The organism is Nonomuraea sp. NPDC004580 (assembly GCF_040609855.1).
GTDB lineage: Bacteria > Actinomycetota > Actinomycetes > Streptosporangiales > Streptosporangiaceae > Nonomuraea > Nonomuraea salmonea.
Genome location: NZ_JBEXLH010000006.1, coordinates 14,464 through 37,595, shown reverse-complemented (window position 1 = coordinate 37,595; position 23,132 = coordinate 14,464). Strand labels below are relative to the sequence as shown.

At 71.2% G+C, this 23,132-nt stretch carries 18 protein-coding genes; 12 read left to right on the top strand and 6 right to left on the bottom strand.

The window, feature by feature from the left end; genetic code table 11:
- Positions 1–159: 159 nt before the first annotated feature.
- Entirely contained in the window at positions 160–669 is a 510-nt protein-coding gene (locus ABZW11_RS09625) for a TetR/AcrR family transcriptional regulator (protein WP_355414514.1), read from the bottom strand.
- Positions 670–722: 53 nt separating this feature from the next.
- Between ABZW11_RS09625 and ABZW11_RS09620 the strand changes: the two genes are divergently transcribed.
- Positions 723–1,886: a cysteine desulfurase family protein gene (locus tag ABZW11_RS09620; protein ID WP_355414512.1), complete on the top strand. Its 1,164-nt coding sequence runs from the start codon at positions 723–725 to the stop codon at positions 1,884–1,886.
- An 83-nt stretch (positions 1,887–1,969) separates the two neighbouring features.
- Here ABZW11_RS09620 and ABZW11_RS09615 read toward each other — a convergent pair whose 3' ends face one another.
- Positions 1,970–3,028, bottom strand: a complete 1,059-nt coding sequence (locus ABZW11_RS09615; RefSeq protein ID WP_355414510.1) for a DUF695 domain-containing protein — start codon at positions 3,026–3,028, stop codon at positions 1,970–1,972.
- Between the two features lie 66 nt (positions 3,029–3,094).
- Between ABZW11_RS09615 and mnmA the strand changes: the two genes are divergently transcribed.
- Positions 3,095–4,153 carry a tRNA 2-thiouridine(34) synthase MnmA gene (gene mnmA / locus ABZW11_RS09610; RefSeq protein ID WP_355414508.1) on the top strand — a complete coding sequence of 353 codons (1,059 nt, stop codon included), beginning with the start codon at positions 3,095–3,097 and terminating at the stop codon, positions 4,151–4,153.
- On the opposite strand, the gene ABZW11_RS09605 is transcribed toward mnmA, so the two are convergent.
- Positions 4,137–4,778, bottom strand: coding sequence for an MBL fold metallo-hydrolase (locus ABZW11_RS09605; protein WP_355414506.1), 642 nt, complete (start codon positions 4,776–4,778; stop codon positions 4,137–4,139). The genes mnmA and ABZW11_RS09605 overlap by 17 nt on opposite strands.
- Positions 4,779–4,802: 24 nt before the next feature.
- On the opposite strand from ABZW11_RS09605, the gene ABZW11_RS09600 reads away from it, so the two are divergent.
- From ABZW11_RS09600 to gatB, 7 genes are all read left to right on the top strand, one after another.
- Positions 4,803–5,804, top strand: a complete 1,002-nt coding sequence (locus tag ABZW11_RS09600; protein WP_355414504.1) for a methionine synthase — start codon at positions 4,803–4,805, stop codon at positions 5,802–5,804.
- A gap of 65 nt (positions 5,805–5,869) precedes the next feature.
- Complete coding sequence (ligA, locus tag ABZW11_RS09595; protein ID WP_355414502.1) at positions 5,870–8,059, top strand: NAD-dependent DNA ligase LigA; 2,190 nt, start codon at positions 5,870–5,872, stop codon at positions 8,057–8,059.
- A 416-nt stretch (positions 8,060–8,475) separates the two neighbouring features.
- Positions 8,476–10,539 carry an EAL domain-containing protein gene (locus tag ABZW11_RS09590; protein ID WP_355414500.1) on the top strand — a complete coding sequence of 688 codons (2,064 nt, stop codon included), beginning with the start codon at positions 8,476–8,478 and terminating at the stop codon, positions 10,537–10,539.
- A gap of 86 nt (positions 10,540–10,625) precedes the next feature.
- A complete protein-coding gene (gatC, locus tag ABZW11_RS09585) occupies positions 10,626–10,925 on the top strand; it encodes an Asp-tRNA(Asn)/Glu-tRNA(Gln) amidotransferase subunit GatC (protein WP_101787882.1) in 300 nt (99 codons plus the stop codon).
- A complete protein-coding gene (gene gatA, locus ABZW11_RS09580) occupies positions 10,922–12,412 on the top strand; it encodes an Asp-tRNA(Asn)/Glu-tRNA(Gln) amidotransferase subunit GatA (RefSeq protein ID WP_355414498.1) in 1,491 nt (496 codons plus the stop codon). The genes gatC and gatA overlap by 4 nt, the downstream gene beginning before the upstream one ends.
- Positions 12,413–12,433: 21 nt before the next feature.
- The gene (locus tag ABZW11_RS09575) at positions 12,434–13,921 is read left to right on the top strand and encodes an AAA family ATPase (RefSeq protein WP_355414496.1); all 1,488 of its coding nucleotides are present in this window, start codon (positions 12,434–12,436) and stop codon (positions 13,919–13,921) included.
- Between the two features lie 17 nt (positions 13,922–13,938).
- The gene (gene gatB / locus ABZW11_RS09570; RefSeq protein WP_355414494.1) at positions 13,939–15,426 is read left to right on the top strand and encodes an Asp-tRNA(Asn)/Glu-tRNA(Gln) amidotransferase subunit GatB; all 1,488 of its coding nucleotides are present in this window, start codon (positions 13,939–13,941) and stop codon (positions 15,424–15,426) included.
- Positions 15,427–15,489: 63 nt separating this feature from the next.
- Here the strand turns inward: gatB and ABZW11_RS09565 are convergent, their stop codons facing one another.
- The 3 genes from ABZW11_RS09565 to ABZW11_RS09555 are packed head-to-tail and all read right to left on the bottom strand — an operon-like array spanning position 15,490 to position 18,477.
- Complete coding sequence (locus ABZW11_RS09565) at positions 15,490–17,019, bottom strand: tripartite tricarboxylate transporter permease (protein WP_355414492.1); 1,530 nt, start codon at positions 17,017–17,019, stop codon at positions 15,490–15,492.
- Position 17,020: 1 nt separating this feature from the next.
- Positions 17,021–17,506 (bottom strand): tripartite tricarboxylate transporter TctB family protein, encoded by a 486-nt coding sequence (locus ABZW11_RS09560; RefSeq protein ID WP_355414490.1) that lies wholly within the window; start codon positions 17,504–17,506, stop codon positions 17,021–17,023.
- Positions 17,506–18,477, bottom strand: a complete 972-nt coding sequence (locus ABZW11_RS09555; RefSeq protein ID WP_355414488.1) for a tripartite tricarboxylate transporter substrate binding protein — start codon at positions 18,475–18,477, stop codon at positions 17,506–17,508. The genes ABZW11_RS09560 and ABZW11_RS09555 overlap by 1 nt, the downstream gene beginning before the upstream one ends.
- 137 nt (positions 18,478–18,614) lie before the next feature.
- Between ABZW11_RS09555 and ABZW11_RS09550 the strand changes: the two genes are divergently transcribed.
- The 3 genes from ABZW11_RS09550 to ABZW11_RS09540 all read left to right on the top strand — a co-directional run bounded on the left by ABZW11_RS09550 (position 18,615) and on the right by ABZW11_RS09540 (position 22,973).
- Positions 18,615–20,189 carry a sensor histidine kinase gene (locus tag ABZW11_RS09550; protein ID WP_355414486.1) on the top strand — a complete coding sequence of 525 codons (1,575 nt, stop codon included), beginning with the start codon at positions 18,615–18,617 and terminating at the stop codon, positions 20,187–20,189.
- A gap of 34 nt (positions 20,190–20,223) precedes the next feature.
- Positions 20,224–20,892, top strand: coding sequence for a response regulator (locus tag ABZW11_RS09545; protein WP_355414484.1), 669 nt, complete (start codon positions 20,224–20,226; stop codon positions 20,890–20,892).
- Positions 20,893–20,984: 92 nt separating this feature from the next.
- Positions 20,985–22,973 (top strand): VanW family protein, encoded by a 1,989-nt coding sequence (locus tag ABZW11_RS09540; RefSeq protein ID WP_355414482.1) that lies wholly within the window; start codon positions 20,985–20,987, stop codon positions 22,971–22,973.
- The last annotated feature ends 159 nt before the right edge of the window (positions 22,974–23,132 follow it).

Sequence of the window (23,132 nt, the reverse complement as noted above, 5' to 3'; positions counted from 1 at the left end):
CGTACGTGTGCTTGGTCATGTGTCAGAGCGCGCCGGATCGTTCCGGCACGCCGAGCGCCGCACCGGGAGCCGGTGCGGCGCACGTCAAAGGGGCGCCGTAAAGGCGCCCGTGGGGGGAGGGGGAAGGCGTCCGGGGCCGTGCCCGGGAGGGGCGTCGGCTCAGCCGGGGGCGAGCAGCGCGGACAGGCGGCGTTCGAGGGCCTGGAGGTCCTCTTCGCTGTTGAGCTCGGGGTCGTGGCTCGCCACGTCCCACAGCCCTTCACACGCCAGCCGGACGATCTGCGCGGCCAGCGGATCGGGCTCGTCGCTCAGCCCCTCGCGGTGCCATCGGGCCATCGCCTCGCGCAGCGGCGCGAGCAGGAACAGGTTGCCCGACGCCCCCGTGACGACGGCCCACCGTCGCAGGCGGCCGGAACGTACGGCGGCCAGCGTCGCGCCCAGATAGCGCTCGGTGTAGGTCGCGCCCGGCTGGGCGGCCACGAGCTCGTCGAAGTCGTCGATCAGCCGCTCCACCATGCCCCTGATCAGGTCATCCTTGGAGCCATAGTGATAGAGCAGGCCGCCTTTGCTCACGCCCGCCCGTTCGGCCACCGCGGCCAGGGTGAGCGCGGTCGAGCCCTGGTCGCAGAGGAGCTCCTCCGCCGCGTCCAACAGCTCGTCCCTTCGCATGCCTCAACTGTACCGTCCGGACGGTACAGTTGCAAACGAGATACCCTGAACGGGTGACCAGACCGTCGGCCTATCTTGATCATGCAGCCACCACCCCCATGCTGCCCGAGGCGATCGAGGCCATGACGGATCAACTCAAACGCGTCGGAAATGCTTCCTCGCTGCACGCGGCGGGTCGCCAGGCGCGCAGGGTGGTCGAAGAGGCCCGGGAGACGATGGCCGACGCGCTCGGCGCCCGGCCCAGCGAGGTCGTCTTCACCTCCGGCGGCACCGAGGCCGACAACCTCGCCATCAAGGGCCTCTACTGGGCGCGCCGCCCGCGCCGCCGGGTGCTCATCAGCTCCGTCGAGCACCACGCCGCGCTCGACCCCGCCCACTGGCTGGCCGGCAGCCAGGGCGCCGAGCTGGAGCTGCTCGAGGTCGACGAGCTCGGCCGGGTCCACCCCGACACGCTGCGCGCGGCCATCGAGCGCGACCCCGACGACGTCGCCATGGTCAGCATCATGTGGGCCAACAACGAGGTCGGCACCGTGCAGCCGGTCCACGTGCTGGCCGCCATCGCCCACGACCACGGCATCCCGTTCCACAGCGACGCCGTGCAGGCCGTCGGGCAGCTGCCGGTGTCGTTCTCCGGCTCGGGCGCCGACGCGGTCACCATCAGCGGCCACAAGGTCGGCGGGCCCATCGGGGTCGGGGCGCTGCTGCTGGCCAGAGGGGTCACTCCGGTGTCCGTGCAGCACGGCGGCGGCCAGGAGCGCGACGTGCGCTCAGGCACGCTCGACGCGCCGGCCATCGCCGGGCTCGCCGCCGCCGTCTCCGTCGCCGTACGCGAGCAGGAGACCCTCGCCCGCCGCCTGTCGGCGCTGCGCGACGAGCTCATCCTGCGCGTCCGCGACGCCGTGCCCGGCGTGGTGCTCAACGGCGACCCCGACGACCGGCTGCCCGGCAACGCCCACTTCTCCTTCCCCGGCTGCGAGGGCGACGCGCTGCTCATGCTGCTCGACGCCAAGGGGGTCGAGTGCTCCACCGGGTCGGCCTGCTCGGCCGGGGTGGCGCAGCCGTCCCACGTGCTGCTGGCCATGGGCGCCGACGCGGCCACCGCCCGCGGCTCGCTCCGTTTCACCCTCGGCCACACCTCCACCCGCGAAGACGTGGACCGCCTGATCGAGGTGCTGCCCGCCGCCGTCGAACGCGCCCGCCGCGCCGGCCTCAGCTGACCCCGCCTCAACCGGCCCCGTGCCGGCCCCGTGCCGGCCCCGTGCCGGCCCCGTGCCGGCCTCAGCCGACCGCCGCCCCAGGCTCAGGTCAGGAAGGGGGCGATGGCCGTCCAGGCCGGGTCGTGGGCGACGTCGACCCGCGGCTCGCCCTCGTCCCAGCCGGCGGCAAGCTCCTCGGCGTGGGTGACGGCGTCGCCGGCCGGGTCGGCGTAGACGTGGACGACGCGGTGCCCGTCGGCGCTGAGGTGCACCGCGATCACCGCCTCGTCGCGCCGCTTGGCCAGCCGCGCGGCCAGCCGCTCCTCGAAGTCGCGCAGCGCGGTCACCGAGTCGCCCGCGGGCAGGCCGTCGTCGTCGCGGTGCGCGTAAGGGAGCGTGATCGCGATGTGCCGGTCGCAGAGCGGATGATCGACGGGACGCAAGGGATAGCGGGCGGTGGCCACCAGCGCGGCGCCGCCGGTCTGACCTTCCATCAGCACGTACTCGTCGTCGCCGGCCCCGGAGGCCCCGGAGGCCACGTCGGCGACGACGGCGGGCAGGTGGACGGCCGCGACGGCGTCGATCGGCTCGAACGTGACCGCCGTGATCTCGCCCACCCACCGGGCGACGTCGTCCTCGCCGAGCAGCCAGTCGAGGGCGAGCAGCGCGCTCTCCAGCCGGGTGTCCTCGTCGAGCTCGCCGAAGATCGGGTGGTAGGCGGCGACGTCGACCCTGGCCTGGTTGCGCGGCACCCGCAGCCCCAGCGTCAGCCTGTCGAGCCCGAACGTCAGCCCGCCCACGTCGAGGGTCAGCTCGCCGGCGCGCGGATTGGCCTGGCGCGACGGGTGGAACTCCCACAGCAGGTCGGCGGGCGGCGCCGCCTTGACCCAGCGGTGGGCCAGCGAGCGCAGCTCGGCGTCGCCGGCCGCGGTCACCACGAGGGCGTGCGCGGCCTCCTTGCCGGGCGCCACCTCCCAGACCAGCCCTGGATCGACCGCGGAGACCGCGGGAGCCAGCAGCTCCTCGAGGTCGCCGGTCTCGCCGGATGCCACCAGCGAGTCGAGCCGCGGCCTGGTCTCCTGCCACCACGTCCAGAATCCGGCGATGGCCTCGCCCTGCCGGCCCGCCCCTTCGTCTGCGTCTTTGCGCCCGAACAGTCGCATGGCCGAATCCTTCCAGACCGAGCCCATGGTCGCGCACTCCCGGCCGGACAGTACGCTGGAAGCGTCATGGGACTGCGAGTGCTTGCCGCCATGTCGGGCGGCGTCGATTCAGCGGTGGCCGCTGCCCGCATCGCGGAGCAGGGTCACGACGTCACGGGTGTGCATCTCGCGTTGTCGGCCAACCCCCAATCCCATCGCACGGGAGCCAGGGGCTGCTGCACGATCGAGGACTCCCGTGACGCGCGCCGCGCGGCCGACGTCATCGGCATCCCGTTCTACATCTGGGACATGGCCGAGCGTTTCCAGCGCGACGTGGTGGAGGACTTCGTCGCCGAATACGCCGCGGGCCGCACGCCCAACCCGTGCCTGCGGTGCAACGAGAAGATCAAGTTCTCGGCGGTCCTCGACCGCGCGCTGGCGCTGGGGTTCGACGCGGTCGCCACGGGCCACCACGCGAGGCTGGTCGACGGCGTGCTGTCGCGCAGCGTCGACGAGGGCAAGGACCAGTCCTACGTGCTGGGCGTGCTCACCCGCGAGCAGCTCGGCCACGCGATCTTCCCGCTGGGCGACTCCACCAAGGCCGAGGTGCGCGAAGAGGCCGCCCGGCGCGGCCTGACCGTGGCCGACAAGCCCGACAGCCACGACATCTGCTTCATCGCCGACGGCGACACCCGCGGCTTCCTGGCCGAGCGCCTCGGCTCGGCCGAGGGCCCGATCGTCGACCAGAGCGGCGAGGTGGTGGGCAGCCACCAGGGCGCGCACGGGTTCACCGTCGGCCAGCGCAAGGGCCTGCGCATCGACCGCCCGGCGCCCGACGGCCGGCCCCGCTACGTGCTGTCCATCGAGCCGGTCTCCAACACGGTCACGGTGGGCCCGCGCTCGGCGCTGCAGGTCACCACGATCGTCTGCGGCCGCCCGGTGTGGAACGGCCCGTCCCGCTTCGACGACCTGACCGTGCAGCTCAGGGCGCACGGCGAGGTCTATCCCTGCCGGCTCGACGAGACCGGCGGCGGGCTGACCATCGAGCTCGACCGGCCCGCGACGGGCGTCGCCGCCGGCCAGGCCGCCGTGCTCTACTCAGGGCCGACGGTCATCGGGTCGGCCACGATCATGTCGGCCGGCTGATCGTCACCGACTCGCCGACCGGGATGCGGCGGATGTCGGCCCGCTGCTTGTCGGCCTCCATGCGCAGCCAGTTGTCCACGAGGCCGAGGCCGATCTCGCTGTAGAGGGCGTCGTGCGTCGAGTACGCCCGCGCCGGCCGGAGCTTGCGCAGATATTCCACCACCTCGCCGAGCTTGAGCCACGGAGCACCCGTCGGCACCAGCAGCGTGGGCACATCGACGCCGGGGTCGGTCAGCGCGTCACCCGGGTAGAACACCTCGTCGTCCAGCAGGAAACCGACGTTCTGGACGATCGCCATGTCGGGGTGGTTGAAGGCGTGCCACTCGCCGAACACCCGCACCCTGAACCCGGCCGCCTCGAAGCCGTCGCCCGCGCGGACGACCTGGACCTTCCCCGGCACCTCGGTCAGCCCGGCCGCGACGGCCTCGCACGTGTAGATCTCCAGGCCGGGCGATGCGGCCTTGAGCTTGTCGACGTCCACGTGGTCGGCGTGCTCGTGGGTGATGAGCACCGCGTCGGCGCCGTCGAGCACCGGGCCCTTCGTGAACGCGCCCGGGTCGATGACCAGCACCTTGCCGTTCTTCTCCACGCGTACGCAGGCGTGGTCGTGTTTCGTGAGCTTCATGCGGCAGAGCCTACGCTTGTGCCCATGTCTACTGAGCCCGTGTCCACATGGGAAGCCTCAGGGGTCGGCTCGCACCCCGGCACTGATCATCTCGAGGCTGTCAGAGTCGTGTTCGGCGAGGTGCCGGGGCTGCCGTACCTCCCCGAGCTGCCCGCCAGGGGCGTCGGCGCCGACATGGTCGGACGGACGGCGGCGCTGCTCATCGACCTGCCCGTCGAGGTGCAGCCGTCGGGCTGGCGGCTGACCGACCGGCCGGGGCGCGACCACCAGCGGGCCGTCGATCATCTGCGGCGCGACCTCGACGGGCTGGAGGAGGTCGGCCACGACTACGCGGGGCCGCTGAAGCTGCAGGTCTGCGGGCCGTGGACGCTGGCGGCGACGATCGAGCTCAAGCACGGCGACAAGATGCTCTCCGACGCGGGCGCCGTACGCGACCTGACGGCCTCACTGGCCCAGGGGGTGGCCGAGCACTGCGCGGAGGTGCGCAGGCGGCTGCCCGGGGTGACGGACATCGTGCTGCAGCTCGACGAGCCGGGGATGCCTGGGGTGCTGGCCGGCACGGTGCCGACGGCGTCCGGGTTCGGACGGCTCGCGGCGGTCGAGGAGTGGCGGGTGGAGGAGTCGCTGCGCTCGTTCGAGGCCGCGGTGGTGCACTGCTGCGCGCCCGGGGTGCCGTACGCGCTGCTGCGGCGGGCCGGCGTGCGCGGCGTGTCGGTGGACGCCTCGCTGATGCGGCGGCGCGATGAGGACGAGCTGGGCGAGCTGTTCGAGGCGGGGATGACGCTGTTCATGGGCGTCGTGCCCGGCAGGGACACCCGGCTGCCCGACGTGGGCGTGGTCGCCAAGCCGGCCGTCGAGCTGTGGCGGCGGCTCGGGTTCGCCGCCGACCGGCTGGCCGGGCAGGTCCTGCTGACCCCGGCGTGCGGGCTCGCGGGCGCGTCTCCCGCGTACGCGCGGGCGGCGCTGGCGGCGTGCAGGAAGGCGGCTCAGGTGCTGCGCGACGATCCCGCGAACCAGGGCGGCTGAGGCATGGTTTTGTCGGTGGTCGGCGGTAGCGTTTGCTCAGGTCGTCGTACGGAAGGAGACGCTGCGTGAGTGAGCCAGGCGCCGAGGTCGAGGGCGTGCCGGTGGCCGCGCTCAAGCGGCATGCCGAGCTGAGTGATCTGGTCGACGACGCGCGCTGGCGCTACTACGTGCTCGACCAGCCCACGGTGAGCGACGCCCAGTTCGACGAGTGGTTCAAAGAGCTGCTGGCGCTGGAGGAGGCGCACCCCTCGCTGCAGACCCCCGATTCGCCCACCCAGAAGGTGGGCGCGCCGGTGTCGGGCGACTTCGCGAAGGTCCAGCACCTCAACCGCATGGAGAGCCTCGACAACGCCTTCAACGCCGACGACATGCTCGCCTGGATGCAGCGGGCCGAGCGGCTGGCCGAGGGTGACCCGGGCCCCTATCTCTGCGAGCTCAAGATCGACGGGCTGGCCATCGCGCTGGTCTACCGCGACGGCAAGCTGGAGCGCGGCGCCACCCGCGGCGACGGCCGCACCGGCGACGACGTCACGGCCAACGTCCGCACGATCAAGGGCATCCCCCACCGGCTCAAGGGCGACGACGTGCCGAGCCTGGTCGAGGTGCGCGGCGAGGTCTACATCCCGGTCGAAGACTTCAAGAGGCTCAACGAGCAGCTCGTCGAGCAGGGCAAGCCGCCGTTCGCCAACCCGCGCAACTCCGCGGCCGGCACGCTGCGGCAGAAGGACCCGCGCATCACCGCGCAGCGGCCGCTGCGCATGCTGGTCCACGGCATCGGCGTGTGGGAGGGCGCGGCGGAGCCGCGGGCCCAGTCCGAGGTCTACGACCGGCTGCGCGAGTTCGGGCTGCCGGTCAGCGACCTCTACAAGGTGGTGCCGGGGCTCGACGAGGTCAACGCGTTCATCGAGCACTACCGCGTGCACCGCCACGACCCGCCCTACGAGATCGACGGCGTCGTGGTCAAGGTCGACGACTTCCGCACCCAGCGGGAACTGGGCTCCACCTCGCGGGCGCCGCGCTGGGCGATGGCGTACAAATATCCGCCCGAAGAGGTCAACACCAAGCTGCGCGACATCCAGGTCGGGGTCGGGCGCACGGGGCGGGTGACGCCGTTCGGGGTGATGGAGCCGGTGTCGGTGTCCGGCTCGACGGTCGAGCGGGCCACGCTCCACAACGCCGCGATCGTGAAGAAGAAGGGCGTGCTCATCGGCGACACGGTGGTGCTGCGCAAGGCCGGCGACGTCATCCCCGAGATCGTCGGTCCCGTCGTGCCGCTGCGCGACGGGTCGGAGCGCGAGTTCGTGATGCCGACCCACTGTCCCGAATGCGGCACGCAGCTGGCGTACGAGAAGGAGGGCGACGCCGATCTGCGCTGCCCCAACGCGCGCGGCTGCCCCGCGCAGATCCGTGAGCGGCTGTTCTTCGCCGCCGGGCGGCGCGCCCTCGACATCGACGGGCTCGGCTACGTCGCGGCCACCGCGCTCAGCCAGCCGCTCCCGCCGCAGGAGCCGGTGGTGCGCACCGAGGCCGACCTGTTCGACCTGACCCTCGATCGGCTCATCCCGATCAAGTCGGTGGTGCGCGACCAGGAGACCGGGCTGCCCAAGATCGACCCGAAGACGGGTCAGGAGAAGGTCGTCACGTTCTTCTCCAACATCAACGGCGAGCCCAGCCAAAACGCGCTGCGGCTGATGGAGGAGCTCGACCGGGCCAAGGAGTCCTCGCTCGCGCAGGTGCTGGTGGCCCTGTCGATCCGGCACATCGGCCCGCCCACCGCCCGCGCGCTGGCCGACGCCATGCGCTCGATCGAGGCGATCATGAACGCCTCCGAGGAGGAGCTGGCCGCCGTCGAGGGCATCGGGCCCAGGGTGGCGGCCACGATCAAGGAGTGGTTCGAGGTCGACTGGCACCGCGAGATCATCGAGCGGTGGCGGGCGGCCGGGGTCCGCATGGAGGACGAGCCCGCGCCCGAGAAGGGGCCGCAGACCTTGGAGGGCCTGACCTTCGTGGTGACCGGCACCCTCGAGGGCTACACCCGCGACACCGCGGCCGACGAGCTGACCAGCAGGGGCGGCAAGGTGTCCAGCTCGGTGTCGAAGAAGACCTCGTTCCTGATCGCGGGGGAGAACGCGGGCTCGAAATACGACAAGGCGGTCGATCTCGGGGTCCCCATCCTCGACGGCGCCGGCTTCGAGGTGCTGCTGAACGACGGCCCTGAGGCAGCGGCCGAGGTCGCCACCAAACCCGAGGCCTGACGGAGGCAGTGATCGGGGGTTCGCTCGCGGACGCGGGCGGACCCCCTTTCGCTTGGCGCGGTCCCGGGGACGACCCGCGGAGCCCTGAGGCCGTCGCGCCGGCCGGAAACCCGCGTCGGCACGCTCTTCACAAGACCGACCCCGACCTGCGTGTCGCCGACGCCGCTCGGAGGGTCAGGGGGCGGGTCCCCAGCGGAATTTCGGGTCGTTGTGTTGTGCGGCCGGCGGTTCTTTTTCGGGGGTGTGGGGGTGCCGGACCGGTCCGGCGGGTCGTCGTAGTGTGCTCGGTTTGCTACAGAGGGTGCTTTTTGGGTATATGTCGGAAAGGAGAAGTGACGGAACGTACGCGCTTGGTTTCGCGAAGTGGGGTGAAGGTCGTACCCTCCCATAGTGACCTAATGGGGGTTCTGTTACCGATGACTGACCCAACCGACACCCGCGACACCGGACCACGCGTCGGCACGCCGCTGTGGAGCTATCTCGCGGGCGTCACCGTGATCGGCTTCACCGGCCTCGTGGTGGCCATGCTCCGGCTCGACCCGTCCGGTCTGGTGGAGCTCGCCCGCACCCCGCTGTTCTGGGTGCTGGCGGTGCTGGTGATCCTGGGCGAGCTGCGGCCCGTCATGGTGTCGTCAGCGACCGCCGTGGGCGGCACGTACCCGTCCACCATGTTCACCTTCGCGGTGCTGCTGCACCTTGGGCTGCCCGTGGCGGTCCTCATGCAGGCCGTGGCGGTCACCATCAATGGCGTGGTGACGCGCAAGTCGTGGCATCGGGTCATGTTCAACATCGCTCAGTCCTCCCTCGCGCTGATCGCGGCGGCCGTGGTGCTGGGGACGTTCGGCATCGTGCCGAGCCCGGCCGTGCCGTGGGTGCCGAAGGGCGGCGATCTGCTCGCGATCGCGCTGTCCGGCGTCGCGTACTTCCTGGTCAGGGGCGCCCTGGTGTGCAGTGCCGTCGCGCTGCACGAGCGGCGCTCGCTCGTGCGCGTGCTCAGGGCCAGCGTCGGCCCGCAGGGCCTGGTCTACATCGGCCTGCTGGGCCTGGCGCCGCTGGTGGTGGTCGTGATGAGCCATTCGCCGGGGCTCGTCCCGTTGTTCGTGGCGCCGCTGGCCGCCGTCTACTTCACCGCCACGCTGTCCATGCGCCGCGACCACCAGGCCATGCACGACGAGCTGACCGGCCTGCCCAACCGCAAGATGCTCGTGGTCAGCACCGAGGAGGCGCTGGCCGAGGTGCGTCACGACGAGCGGGTGGGGCTGTTCCTCCTCGACCTCGACCGGTTCAAGGAGGTCAACGACACGATGGGCCACCCGGTCGGCGACCGGCTGCTGCAGCTCGTCGCGCACCGGCTCACCCACTCCGTACGCCCCGGCGACGTCGTGGCCAGGCTCGGCGGCGACGAGTTCGCCGTGCTGCTGCCCTCGATCAGGGACGCCCACGCGGCCAGGGAGGTCGCGGCCCGGCTGCGCGCCGCCCTGACCGAGCCGGTACGCCTGGAGGGCATGACGTTCGACCTCGACGCCTCGGTCGGCATCGCGCTCTATCCCGACCACGCGCCCGACTTCGAGCTGCTGCTCCAGCGGGCCGACGTGGCGATGTACCTGGCCAAGGAGGGACGGACGGGCGTCGAGCTCTACCAGCCCGACAAAGACCGCAACTCACCCGAACGCCTGACCTTGCTCGGCGACCTGCGCCGCGCCATCGACAACCACGAGCTGCGCCTGCACTACCAGCCCAAGGTGGCGCTCGGCACCGGCGACGTGCAGGGGGTCGAGGCGCTGCTGCGCTGGCGGCACCCCGTGCACGGGCCCGTGTCGCCGGCCGACTTCGTGCCGCTGGCCGAGCAGTCCTACCTGATGCGGCAGCTCACGGCGTACGTGATCGAGGAGGCCCTGCGGCAGGCCGCGTCCTGGTGGCACACCGGGCTGCGGGTGCAGATCTCGGTCAACATCTCGGCCCGCGACCTGCTCGGCTCCGCGCTGCCCGAGCAGCTGGAGGTGGGCCTGGCGAAATACGCGCTGCCGCCCGCCGCCATCCAGCTGGAGGTCACCGAGCGCATTCTGACCGGCGACCAGGCGTACACGCAGGAGACCATCAAGGCACTGGCCGCGCTAGGCGTGCCGCTGGCGCTCGACGACTTCGGCACCGGCTACTCCTCGCTCATCCGGCTGCAGCGGCTGGCCGTCTCCGAGGTCAAGATCGACGCCTCGTTCGTCCGCCGGATCGCCGAGTCGGAGGACGACTACCGCATCGTCCGCTCGATCGTCGACCTCGTCCGCTCGCTGGGGCTGCGCTCGGTGGCCGAGGGCGTCGAGTCGGACGACGTCGCGATGCGGCTGGTCGAGCTGGGCTGCGACGTGGGGCAGGGCTGGCTGTTCTGCCAGCCGATGCCGGCCGACGAGACCGCCGTCTGGCTGCGCGACAGGACCGGGGGGTCGGTGGAGTACGAATACCAGCCGGAGGTCAGCTCCGCCTGACCGGATAATGCGTTCAGGGCTGCTACGTCAAGACCCCTAGGATGGCAGTGTCCAAGACTCCATCCACGAAACGGGTTCAACGACTCATGTCCGCCATAACCCGCGACGAGGTCGCACACCTGGCCCGGTTGTCCAGGCTGGCGCTCACCGACGACGAGCTCGATCACTACGCCACCCAGCTCGATGCGATCATCGAGTCGGTCGCGAAGGTGGCCGAGGTCGCCGCCGAGGACGTGCCGCCTTCGTCGCACGCGCTTCCGCTGACCAATGTCTTCCGTGCCGACGAGGTGCGACAGTCCCTCACTCCCGAGCAGGCGCTCTCCGGCGCGCCCGCCGTCGAGGACGACCGCTTCCGGGTGCCGCGCATCCTCGGGGAGGAGGCATGAGCTTGATCCGCAAGACCGCCGCCGAGCTGGGCTCGATGATCGCCGCAGGTGAGGTGTCGGCCGTCGAGGTGGCCGAGGCGCACCTCGACCGCATGGCCGCGGTCGAGCCCAAGGTCCAGGCGTTCCTGCACGTCGATCGGGAGACGACGCTGGAGCAGGCGCGGGCCGTGGACGCCCGGCTGCGCGCGGGCGAGAAGCTGGGGCCGCTGGCCGGCGTGCCGATCGCCCACAAGGACATCTTCACCACGCGCGACATGCCGACGACGGCCGCGTCCAAGATCCTCGAGGGCTGGCAGCCCCCCTACGACGCCACCGTCACCGCCCGCCTGCGCGAGGCCGGCCTGGTCATCCTGGGCAAGACCAACCTCGACGAGTTCGCCATGGGCTCCTCGACGGAGAACTCCGCCTACCAGGTCACCCGCAACCCGTGGGACCTGAGCAAGGTGCCCGGCGGGTCGTCGGGCGGGTCGAGCGCCGCCGTGGCCGCGTACGAGGCGCCGCTGTCCACCGGCACCGACACCGGCGGCTCCATCCGGCAGCCCGCCTCGGTCACCGGCATCGTCGGCATGAAGCCCACCTACGGCGGATCGTCGCGTTACGGCCTGATCGCCTTCGCCAGCTCGCTCGACACGCCAGGGCCGTTCGCCCGTAACGTGCTCGACGCCGCGCTGCTGCACGAGGCGTTCTCCGGCTACGACCCGATGGACTCCACCTCCATCGACGCGCCCGTGCCGTCCGTGGTCGAGGCCGCCAAGCACCCCGACGTCGCGGGCATGCGCATCGGCGTGGTGAAGGAGTTCTCCGGCGAGGGCTACCAGGCGGGTGTGCTGGCCCGCTACCACGAGGCCGTCCAGCTGCTGGAGTCGCTCGGGGCCAAGGTCGTCGAGGTGTCCTGCCCGTCGTTCACGACCGCGCTGCCGGCCTACTACCTGATCGCGCCGTCCGAGTGCTCGTCCAACCTGGCCCGCTTCGACGCCATGCGCTACGGCCTGCGCGTCGGCGACGACGGCACCCGCAGCGCCGAGGAGGTCATGGCGCTGACCAGGGCCGCCGGCTTCGGTCCCGAGGTCAAGCGGCGCATCATGCTCGGCACGTACGCGCTGTCGAGCGGCTACTACGACGCCTACTACGGCCAGGCGCAGAAGGTCCGCACGGTCATCGCGCGCGAGTTCGAGGCCGCCTACCAGCAGGTCGACGTCCTGGTCTCGCCCACCACGCCGACCACGGCCTTCCCGATCGGCGAGCGCGCCGACGACCCGATGGCGATGTACCTCGCCGACCTGTGCACCATCCCGTCCAACCTGGCGGGCAACGCGGCCATGTCCGTGCCGGTCGGCCTGGCCGACGAGGACGACCTGCCGGTCGGCCTGCAGATCATGGCCCCGGTCCTGGCCGACGACCGCTGCTACCGCGTCGGCGCGGCCGTGGAGCAGGCCCTGGAGAGCCGCTGGGGCGGCGGCCTGCTGGCGAAGGCACCGCAGCTGTAGGGCGAGAGGAGGGACGGCGGCATGCTCACGCGCATCGAGATCGACGGGTTCAAATCGTTCGCGCGATTCAAGCTCGACGTGCCGCCGTTCCTCGTCGTCATTGGTGCGAACGCCAGTGGCAAGTCCAACTTGTTCGATGGGATTCAGCTGCTTCGCCGACTCGTCGACACCGCCGGCCTCTACGACGCCTTCGCGGCGGCCAGAGGCGACTTGGGTGAGCTGTTCAGACGGCGCGGGGACGGCCAGGTGGTGGACCGCATGACGTTCGCGGTCGAGGTCCTCCTGGACCCCAAGGTGGTGGACCAGTTCGGCGCGGAGCTCGAGGTATCGCACACCCGCATCCGCTACGAACTGGAGATCGTGCAGCGTCAGAGCGAGGATGGGTTCGTGCGGCCCTACGTGGCCAGGGAAGAAGCCTGGCCGATCAGGGCAGCCGAGGATAACTGGGCCCGGCGGCAGCGGGTAGGAAGGGGCTTTCGGTCCACATTCCTCCGTTACAAGCGACAGTCGCCGCTGCTCGAGACGACTGTGGACGACGCAGGCCGTCAGGTCTTCCGCATCGCGCAAGAAGGACGGCAAGGGCGTAAGCGCGAGCTGGCCGCTCATGCAGCGGAGTCCACCGTCCTATCGAGCATCACCTCGGCGGGAGAGTTCCCTCTTCTGTACGCGCTCAGGAGGGAGATCGCGTCGTGGCGGTTCCTCCAACTGGACCCGGCCTCCCTCCGTATGCCTAGCTCACGCCATCAGAGGGGAGAGCAGCTCGATCCGAGCGGGGCGAACCTCGCCAAGGTCCTGCGCAGGATCGAACAGACGACCGCCGACGAGTACGGCAGCTCGCTGAATGAGATCGCGACGGACATGGCACGCATCGTCCGCGGCTTCGCCGGCATCGAGGTGGAGGAGAACGCCGCCAAGGAGCAGTGGGAGATTTATCTCCGCACCCGGGACGAGGGCAGGGTGAGCGCCCGGGTCGCCTCAGATGGCACGTTGCGGGTCCTGGCGTTGCTCGCGGCGCTCTACGATCCCGCTCATCGCGGACTGATCTGCTTCGAGGAGCCTGAGAACGGCATCTATCCGCAGCGGCTGCGGGAACTCGTTCGTCATCTGAGGAAACTCGTCACGGATCCCACCGGGGACGTAACGGAGGAAGAGCCTCTCGCCCAGCTCATCATGAGCAGCCACTCGCCGCTGATGCTCGTGGCCTTCGACGACCGCGAGGCACTTCTGGTCATGGACTGGATCACGGTGCCGGAGCCCGGCGAGCTGGGCGTCAGGAGCCGGGTCTCACGTGCCCGCCGCTTGGCGCCGGTCTCGCCCGGTGGGACGCCACCCCTTGACGAGGTCGGTCTAGTAGTGCCTGAGCCCGAGTGGCGTGCTTTCGCGGCCATCTCGGAAGAGGACGCACATCGCCGAAACGATGAGCCTGCACTACCTGGAAAGCGTGCCCTCGTATCGTCTGTGGGTCACCGAGACGTGCGAGGCTCTGAAAGAACTGAGGTTGATCCGTGATTGACACAGCAGGAACGATGCCGTACGACGAAGCGCTCGAGCGCTTCGAGCCGGTGCTCGGCCTTGAGACGCATGTCGAGCTGGGCACCAAGTCGAAGATGTTCTGCGGCTGCAAGACGACCTTCGGCGCTCCGCCCAACACGCAGGTCTGCCCCACCTGCCTGGCGCTCCCCGGGGCGCTGCCGGTGGCCAACGCGCAGGCCATCGAGTCGACGATCCGCATCGGCCTGGCGCTGAACTGCTCGATCGCCGAGTGGTGCCGCTTCGCCCGGAAGAACTACTTCTATCCGGACATGCCGAAGAACTACCAGATCTCCCAGTACGACGAGCCGCTCTGCTTCGACGGCTACCTCGACGTCGAGGTCGACGGCCAGACGATCAGGATCGGCATCGAGCGGGTGCACCTGGAGGAGGACACCGGCAAGTCCACCCACGTGGGCGGCGCCACCGGACGCATCCACGGGGCCGACTACTCGATCGTCGACTACAACCGCGCCGGCATCCCGCTGGTCGAGATCGTCACCAAGCCCATCCCCGGCACCGACCGGCTCGCGCCCGAGGTCGCCAAGGCGTACGTCACCGAGCTGCGCGAGATCATGCGCTCGCTGGGCGTCTCCGACGTGCGCATGGAGGAGGGCTCGCTGCGCTGCGACGTCAACGTCTCGCTGATGCCGCGCGGCTCGTCCGAGTGGGGCACCCGTACGGAGACCAAGAACGTCAACTCGCTGCGCAGCGTCGAGCGGGCCGTGCGGAGCGAGATCGAGCGGCAGGCGGCGGTGCTGGCCGACGGCGGGAAGATCATCCAGGAGACCCGCCACTTCCACGAGGACACCGGCACCACCACGTCCGGCCGGTCCAAGGAAGAGGCGCAGGACTACCGCTACTTCCCCGAGCCCGACCTGGTGCCGATCGCGCCCGACAAGGCGTGGGTGGCCGAGCTCAAGGCCGCGCTGCCCGAGCTGCCGTCGGTCAAGCGCAAGCGGTTGCAGACCGAGTGGGGCCTGTCCGACCTCGACATGCAGGCCATGCACAACGCCGACGCGATCGAGCTGGTCGAGGCCACGGTCGCGGCCGGCGCGCCGGCGGCCGACGCGCGCAAGTGGTGGATGGGCGAGCTGGCGCGGCGGGCCAACGAGAACGGCGTCGCGCTCGCCGACCTGCCGATCACGCCCGAGCAGATCGCCCGGGTGACCGAGCTGGTCGCCTCCGGGGCGCTCAACGACAAGCTGGCGCGTGAGGTGCTCGAAGGCGTCATGGCCGGCGAGGGCGCGCCCGACGAGGTCGTCGAGCGGCGCGGGCTGCGCATCGTCAACGACGAGGGCGAGCTGTCCGCGATCATCGACCAGGTGATCGCCGACAACGCCGACGCGGCCGACAAGGTCCGCTCCGGGAAGATCGCCGCCGCCGGTGCGCTGGTCGGTGGCGTCATGAAGGCCAGCAGGGGCAAGGCCGACGCGGCCAGGGCCCGGCAGCTCATCCTGGAGAAGCTCGGCGTCCAGGAGTGACCCTTGCCAGGAGGGCCCCGCAACGTCGGCGGGGCCCTCCTGGCGTGTCTGGCCCGGTTCCTGTCAGGGGCGAGTGCTGGTGGTGTCTGCGTCGGTCCTGTTCCTGGTGCGGCGGGCGTACCGGGTTCTGAGGAGTGGGGTCAGGAGGGCGAGTACGGAGAGAAGGAGCAGGACGACGGCGACCGGGCTGCGGATCAGGACGGTCACGTCGCCCGCGCCGATGGCCAGGGCGCGGCGGAGCTGGATCTCGGCCATCGGGCCCAGGATCATCCCGATCACGGCAGGCGCGACCGGCAGGCCGAAGCGGCGCATGGCGTAGCCGAGCAGGCCCAGGACGTACAGGACGAAGAGGTCCACGATCGTGGCGTTCAGCGCGTAGACGCCGAGCGCGGCGAACAGCACGATCCCGGCGTACAGGTACGGCCGGGGGATGCGCAGGATGCGCGCCCACAGCGGCGCCAGCGGCAGGTTGAGCACCAGCAGCATCACGTTGCCGACGAACAGCGACGCGATCATGCCCCACACCAGCGCCGGGTTGTGGTCGAAGAGCTGCGGTCCGGGCTGGAGGCCGTACTGCTGGAAGGCGGCCAGCATGATCGCGGCCGTGGCGGACGTCGGCAGGCCCAGCGTGAGCAGCGGGACCAGGGTGCCGGCCGCCGAGGCGTTGTTGGCCGCCTCGGGCCCGGCGACCCCCTCGATGGCGCCCTTGCCGTACTCCTCCTTGGCGACGCCCTTGGCCAGGCGCTTCTCGGCCGCGTACGACAGGAAGGTCGGGATCTCGGCCCCACCGCCGGGCAGCGCGCCGAACGGGAAGCCCAGGGCGGTGCCGCGCAGCCACGGCAGCCACGAGCGCCGCCAGTCGGAGCGCCCCATCCAGGCCCGGCCGACCGGCACCACCTCGGGAGGGGCGTGCCGCAGGCGGGAGGCGACGTACAGGGCCTCGCCCAAGGCGAACAGGCCGACCGCGACGATCACCACGTCGATGCCGTCGAGCAGTTGCGGGATGCCGAGCGTGAGCCGCGCCTGCCCGGTCTGCTGGTCGATGCCGATCAGCCCGATCACCAGTCCGAGGCCGAGCGAGGCGAGGCCGCGCACGATCGAGCGGGACAGGACGGAGGACACGGCCGTGAAGGCGAGGATCGCCAGCGCGAAGTAGTCCTCGGGCCCGAACGAGATCGCGAAGGCCACCACCGCGGGCGCCGCCACGACGAGCAGCGCCGTGGCGATCGTCCCCGCCACGAACGAGCCGATGGCCGCGGTGGCGAGGGCCTGCGCCGCCCGCCCGCGCCTGGCCATCTTGTTGCCCTCCAGCGCCGTGATCATCGAGGAGGACTCGCCGGGCGTGTTGAGCAGGATGGAGGTGGTCGAGCCGCCGTACATGCCGCCGTAGTAGATGCCGGCGAACATGATGAACGCGCTGGTCGGCGGCACCGTGAAGGTGATCGGCAGCAGCAGCGCCACGGTCATCGCGGGCCCGATGCCGGGCAGTACCCCGACGAGGGTGCCGAGGGTGACGCCGATGAGCGCGTACAGGAGGTTGACGGGGGTGAGGGCGGCGGCGAAGCCGTCGAGCAGGAGCTGGAACGAGGTCACCTCAGATCAGCCCCTCCAGCGGCCCGCCCGGCAGCGACACGCCGAGCCCCTTGACGAACAGCAGGTACGTCGCCACCCCCATGACCACCGCGATCCCGGCCGCGCGCAGCTTGTGCCCGGCCCCGAGCGCGACGGACAGGCCGAAGAACAGCAGGCTCGCTCCGATGATCCAGCCGAGCACGTTCAGCAGTGCGGCGAAGGCCAGGAAGATGCCGCTGACCAGGCCGAGGCTGCGCCAGTCCGTGGGCGCGTCGGCGTCCACGTCCTCGCTCTCCTCGGGGTCGGCGCGGCCGCCGCGCAGCACGTCGGCCACGTAGAACAGGCCGATCACCACCATCGCGCCGCCCACCAGCATGGGGAAGAAACGCGGCCCGAGGCCGAGCTGGGAGGCCGCGGCCGACACGTCGAGCGTGCCGACCACGACGAGCACGCCCAGCACCAGCACCACGACCGCCAGCCCGAGCTCGGGCCGCCACCGGCGAGCCATCAGGAGACGAGCCCCATCTCGGCGATGATGCCCTTGACCCGGGTCTGCTCGGCGGCGAGGTAGTCGGCGAACTGCTGCCCGGTCTGGAAGGAGTCGATCCAGCCGTTCTTGGCCACCGCGTCCTTCCACGGCTGCGCATCGTGCATCTTGGTGACCAGGTCGGTCAGGGCCTGCTTGTCGGCGTCGGAGAGCCCGGCGGGGGCCACGAAGCCGCGCCAGTTGGACAGCTCGACGTCGAGGCCGGCCTCCTTCAGCGTGGGGACGTCCAGGTCGGGCAGCCGCTCGCCCGAGGTGACGCCCAGCGCCCGCAGCTTGCCGGACTTCACGTGCTCGGCGAACTCGCCCACGCCCGAGATGCCGGCGCTGACCTTGTTGCCGAGCAGCTCGTTCAGCGCCTCGCCGCCGCCGGAGTGCGCGATGTAGTTGACCTGCTTGGGGTCGACGCCTGCGGCCTTGGCCATCAGGCCGGCCACGATGTGGTCGGTGCCGCCCGCCGAGCCGCCCGAGATCGACACCTTCGCCGGGTCGGCCTTCCAGGCCGCGACCATGTCGGCCAGCGACTTGAACGGGGACTCGGCCGGGACGACGACGATCTCGTACTCCTCGGTCAGCTTGGCGATGGGCGTGGTCTCGGCCAGCGAGACCTTCGACTTGTTCTGCTCGATGGCGCCCACCATGACCAGGCCCATCGTCATCAGCAGGTTGCCGTTGCCCTTCTCGCCCGCGAGCTGGGCCAGGCCGATCGTGCCGCCGGCGCCCGGCACGTTGTACACCTCGACCTTGCGCTGCGGGTCGGCGGCCTTGAGCGCCTGCTCGGCCACGCGGGAGGTCTGGTCCCAGCCTCCGCCCGGCGCGGCGGGGGCCATGATGCGCAGCGTGGCGTTCGCGGACGTGCCGCCGCCCGTGTCGCCGCAGGCCGTCAGCGCGCCGAGGGAGAGTGCCGCGAGGGCGGCGAATACGCGCAAGCGCATGATCACTCCAAGGGGGATCTCACAGTCGTCAGGACTGGCATGGTGAGGTTCGTTCCCCGCCGGCGTCGAGCCTTTGCGTGGTTGCCGTCGTAGTGGTCGTATTGGTCGCGACCCGGACGTGACCTCCGTTTGTTTCCATGTGCAGGGTGAGACGGGTTCGTGACGCCTCCCTCGGGACCCAGCTGTTCGCGCTCCAGATGGTGATCGTGCTGCTCGCCGTCGGGGGCACGGCAGGCGTGTGGGCGGAGCACACCCGCGACCAGCTCGACGCGCTGCACGAGCAGCGCGCGCTGGCGATCGCGCAGTCGGTGGCCGCGCTGCCGCAGGTACGCGAGGCGTTCGAGCTGGAGCGCCCGGAGAGCGTGCTGCAGCCGCTGGCGATGAGCGTGCAGCAGGAGACCGGCGCCGACTACGTGGTGATCGCCAACACCGCCCAGCGGCGCTACGCCCACCCCAACGCCTCGCTGATCGGCAAGCGGTTGTCGACCGACGGCAGCACGGTCCTGCGTACCGGCAGGAGCTGGGTCGGCACCGAGACGGGCACGATCGGCACCACGGTCAGGGGCAAGACGCCCATCAGGGACGAGTACGGCGAGATCATCGGCCTGGTCTCCGTCGGCGTGCTGGAGACCACGGTCATCAGCCAGCTCTCCGACGCCCTGCCGCCGCTCATCTGGACCGCGCTGGCGGTGCTGCTCGCGGGGCTGGCGCTGGCGGCGTTCATCACGGCGCGGGTGCGCAGGCAGACGTTCGGGCTGGAGCCGCGCGAGATCGGCGCGCTGCTCGAGCAGCGCGAGGGCGTGCTGCACGGCGTCAAGGAGGGCGTGCTCGCCCTCGACATGGACGGGCGCGTGACGCTGGTCAACGACGCCGCCCGCGAGCTGCTCGGCGACGTGGGAGAGGACCTCACCAGGATGCCCGTCTCCGACCGCATGCGGGACGTGCTCGGCGGCGCCGACCCCGGCGAGGACCGCGTCGTGCTGCACGGCGAGCGGGTGCTGGTGCTCAACCGCACCCCCGTCTGGGTACGCGGCCGCCAGCTCGGCTGGGTGGTCACCCTGCGCGACCGTACGGAGCTGGTCCGCCTGGCCCGCGAGCTGGACGACACCAGCAGCGCCACCGACGCGCTGCGGGCGCAGGCGCACGAGTCCGCCAACCGCATGCACACCGTGGTCGGCCTGCTGGAACTCGGCGAGCACGAGGCCGCGATCGGCTTCATCACCCGCAGCACCCACCACACCAACGCCATCGACCTGCGCGAACGCGTCCAGGACCCGACCCTCGCGGCCCTGCTCATGGCCAAGTCGGCCGAGGCGGCCGAGCGCGGGGCCGGGTTCGTGCTCTCCGACGACTCCTCGGTGCCCGAGGGCGTGCTCGGCGACCCGCGCGACGCGGTCCTGGTGGTCGGCAACCTGGTCGCCAACGCCATCGACGCGCTCGACGGCGCCGAGGGCACGATCGAGGTCTCGGTACGGGCCGACGCGGACGGCTTGCACGTGCGCGTCGGCGACTCAGGCCCCGGCATCGCGCCCGAGCTGGTGGAGGAGGTCTTCAGGGAGGGCTTCACCACCAAGGCCGCCCACTCGGGGCCGCGCGGGCTGGGGCTGGCGCTCACCCGGCAGGCGTGCCTGCGCAGGGGCGGATGGGTGCGGGTACGCAACAGCGGCGGCGCGGTCTTCACCGCCCTGCTCCCGGCGAGGGCCGCCTCATGAGCGGCCGCGCGCTGCGTCCTGAGGGGGCGGTCTCATGACCGACCGGGACATCCGCGTCCTCGTCGTGGACGACGACTTCATGGTGGCCCGCATCCACAGCGGCTACGTAGGCCGGGTCCCCGGCTTCGACGTGGTCTCGGTCGCCCACAGCGGCGCCGACGCGCTCGCCGCCGCGAAGGAGTTGCGGCCCGACCTGGTGCTGCTCGACGTCTACCTGCCCGACATGTCGGGCCTGGAGGTGCTCAAGGCGCTGCACGACGTGGACGTCCTCATGATCAGCGCCGCCCGTGACGTGCCCACGGTCAGGGAGGCCATGCGGGGCGGGGCGGTCAACTACCTCATCAAGCCGTTCACCGCCGCCGCACTGACCGAGCGCCTGCGCCAGTACGCCGCCACCCGCGAACGTCTGACCGCCATCGGCCCCGAGGCGCGCCAGGACGACGTGGACCGGCTCTTCGGCGTCCTGCCGTCCGCCGCCCCCATGCCGAAGGGGCTGTCGCCGGCCACCTGCGCGCTGGTCGCCGACACGCTGCGGGAGGCCGGCGGCGACCTGTCCGCGGCCGAGGCCGCCGAGCTCACGGGCCTGTCGCGGGTCAGCGCCCGGCGCTATCTGGAGCACCTGTGCGCGGTCGGCCAGGCCGAGTTGCGGCCTCGTTACGGCACCGCTGGACGGCCCGAACATCGCTACCGGTGGCTAGGTTGACACACTTCCGTAGCCATTTCCCGTGACATATGCGGATCTGCGTGCCTTACTGTTGCCTGAGACTTGGCTGCGGACCGGGAGGAGATTGAGGCGTGCGAAACGCCGGACCGATCGAATCACCGACCGACCCGTTCGCCTCGGTGCCCTTACCTACGTCGGGCGTCTCCAGGAAGCCGCGGATCGAAGGGCTGCCCCCCGGGGTCTCCCGCGACATCTTCGGCCCGCCGGAACGTCAGGAGCCCCGACCGGCCCAAGGTCCGAGCGCCGCGGGCGGTACGCCGGGCAAGGGCGGGCTGCCACCGGCCGCTCCGCCGGCCCAGCCCTGGCCCATGGCCTCCGAGAAGGAGCCCGCGCAACCCGCGCCCGTCTTCGGGACGCCACAGCGCCCGTCGTCGTACGAGCCGGAGCCGCCCCGCCGTCGCCGGCTGCTGCCCGCGATCATCTCGCTGGTCGTGATCCTGGCCGCGCTCGCGTACGTGGTGCCGGCCGTGCTCATGTCCGGCTCCGTGCTGCGCGGCACCCGGGTCGCCGGGGTGGACATCGGCGGGCTGACCGTGACCAAGGCCGCCGACAAGCTGCGTACCGAGCTGGCCAGCAAGCTCAGCAAACCCGTCATCGCCGACGTCGGTGAGCAGAAGGAGACGATCCAGCCCGACGAGGCCGGGCTCGAACTCGACGTCGTCGGCACCATCGGGCAGGCGCCCAGCGGGTTCCCCACGCCTGAGGAGGTCTGGCGGGGGCTCACCGGCACCACCGACCTCCCGCCGAAGATCACCCTGGACGCCGCCCAGCTCACGCGGACCGTCGAAGGGCTCGCCGGGTCCGTCGACAAGCCCGCTCGGGAGGGGCGCATCACGTACTCAGGGCTAGAGCCCCAGGCGCGGACGCCGGCGAACGGGGTGCTGCTCGACCGCGAGGACGCCGTACGCAGGATCGGCGCCGCCTTCCTCAGCGGTGGCGGGTCCGTCGTGCTGACCCTCCGGCCGGCCAAGCCCGTCACCAGCTCGGGGGCCGTCGAAGAGGCGCTGACCAAGGCCAGGGCCGCCGTCGCCGCGCCGCTGACGCTCACGCTCGGGCCCAAGCAGGTGCAGATCCCGCCGGCCATGATCGCCGCCAACCTCACGTACGGCGTGGACGGCGAAGGGCGGCTCGTGCCCCGGTTCAACGCCAAGGCCGTGCTCGAACAGGTCGAGGGCGACCTGGTGGACGCGGCGCAGCAGCCGCGTGACGCCACGTACGAGATCGTCGATGGCAAGCCCGTCCTCGTGCCCTCGCGGCCCGGGCGGGGCGTCAACGACAAGCTGCTCGCCAGGGACGCCGAGAAGGTCTTCGACGAGGGCGGCAGCCGGGTCGTCGCGGTCCGGCTCGGCACCGTCGCGCCGACCGTCGAGACCTCCCGCATCGAAGGGCTCGGCATCAAGGAGATCGCGGCGTCGTTCACCACGACGTTCGACTGCTGCCAGCCGCACGTCACGAACATCCAGCGCATGGCGCAGAAGCTCGACGGGTACGTGGTCAGGCCGGGCGAGACGTTCTCGCTCAACGACGCGCTCGGAGAGCGGACCGTCGAGGACGGGTACGTCCAGGCCGGGCAGGTCGTCGGCGGGCGTACGGTCAACGTCGTCGGCGGGGGCGGGGCGCAGTTCGCCACCACCATGTACAACGCGGCGTACTTCGCCGGGTTCGACGACGTCGAGCACCAGCCCCTGGACTACTTCTCCTCGCGCTACCCCGCCGGCCGCGACGCGACCCTCCTCTACCCGGAGCCCGACCTGAAGTGGCGCAACGACTCGGAGAACGGGGTCCTCATCAAGACCGCGTCCACGCCGACGTCGGTGACCATCACGCTGTGGGGCGTCAAGCGCTACGACAAGATCGAGGCCGTGGAGTCGGAACGCCGTGCCTTCACCCCGTTCCGCCGCGAGGTGAGCTCCGCCCCGGATTGCGTCCCGACAACCGGCGAACAGGGCTTCACCATCGACGTGACCCGCGTCTTCCATAAGGACGGCGAAATCCTCAAGAAAGACAAGAAGGTCACCACCAAGTACCGCCCCCGCCCCCAAACCGTCTGCACCCGCTGACGGCGTGCGGGAGGACCTCAGCTCTCAAGGGGCTGAGGTCCTTGCGGCGTGCGGGCGGGATGCGGCACCCCCTCGGTCCGGCGGTCCACAGCGCGGCTCGGTGTCCATGGGCGCGGGCGACTTCTGATGCCCCCTGGCCTGCCCCTCACCCCTCTTCAC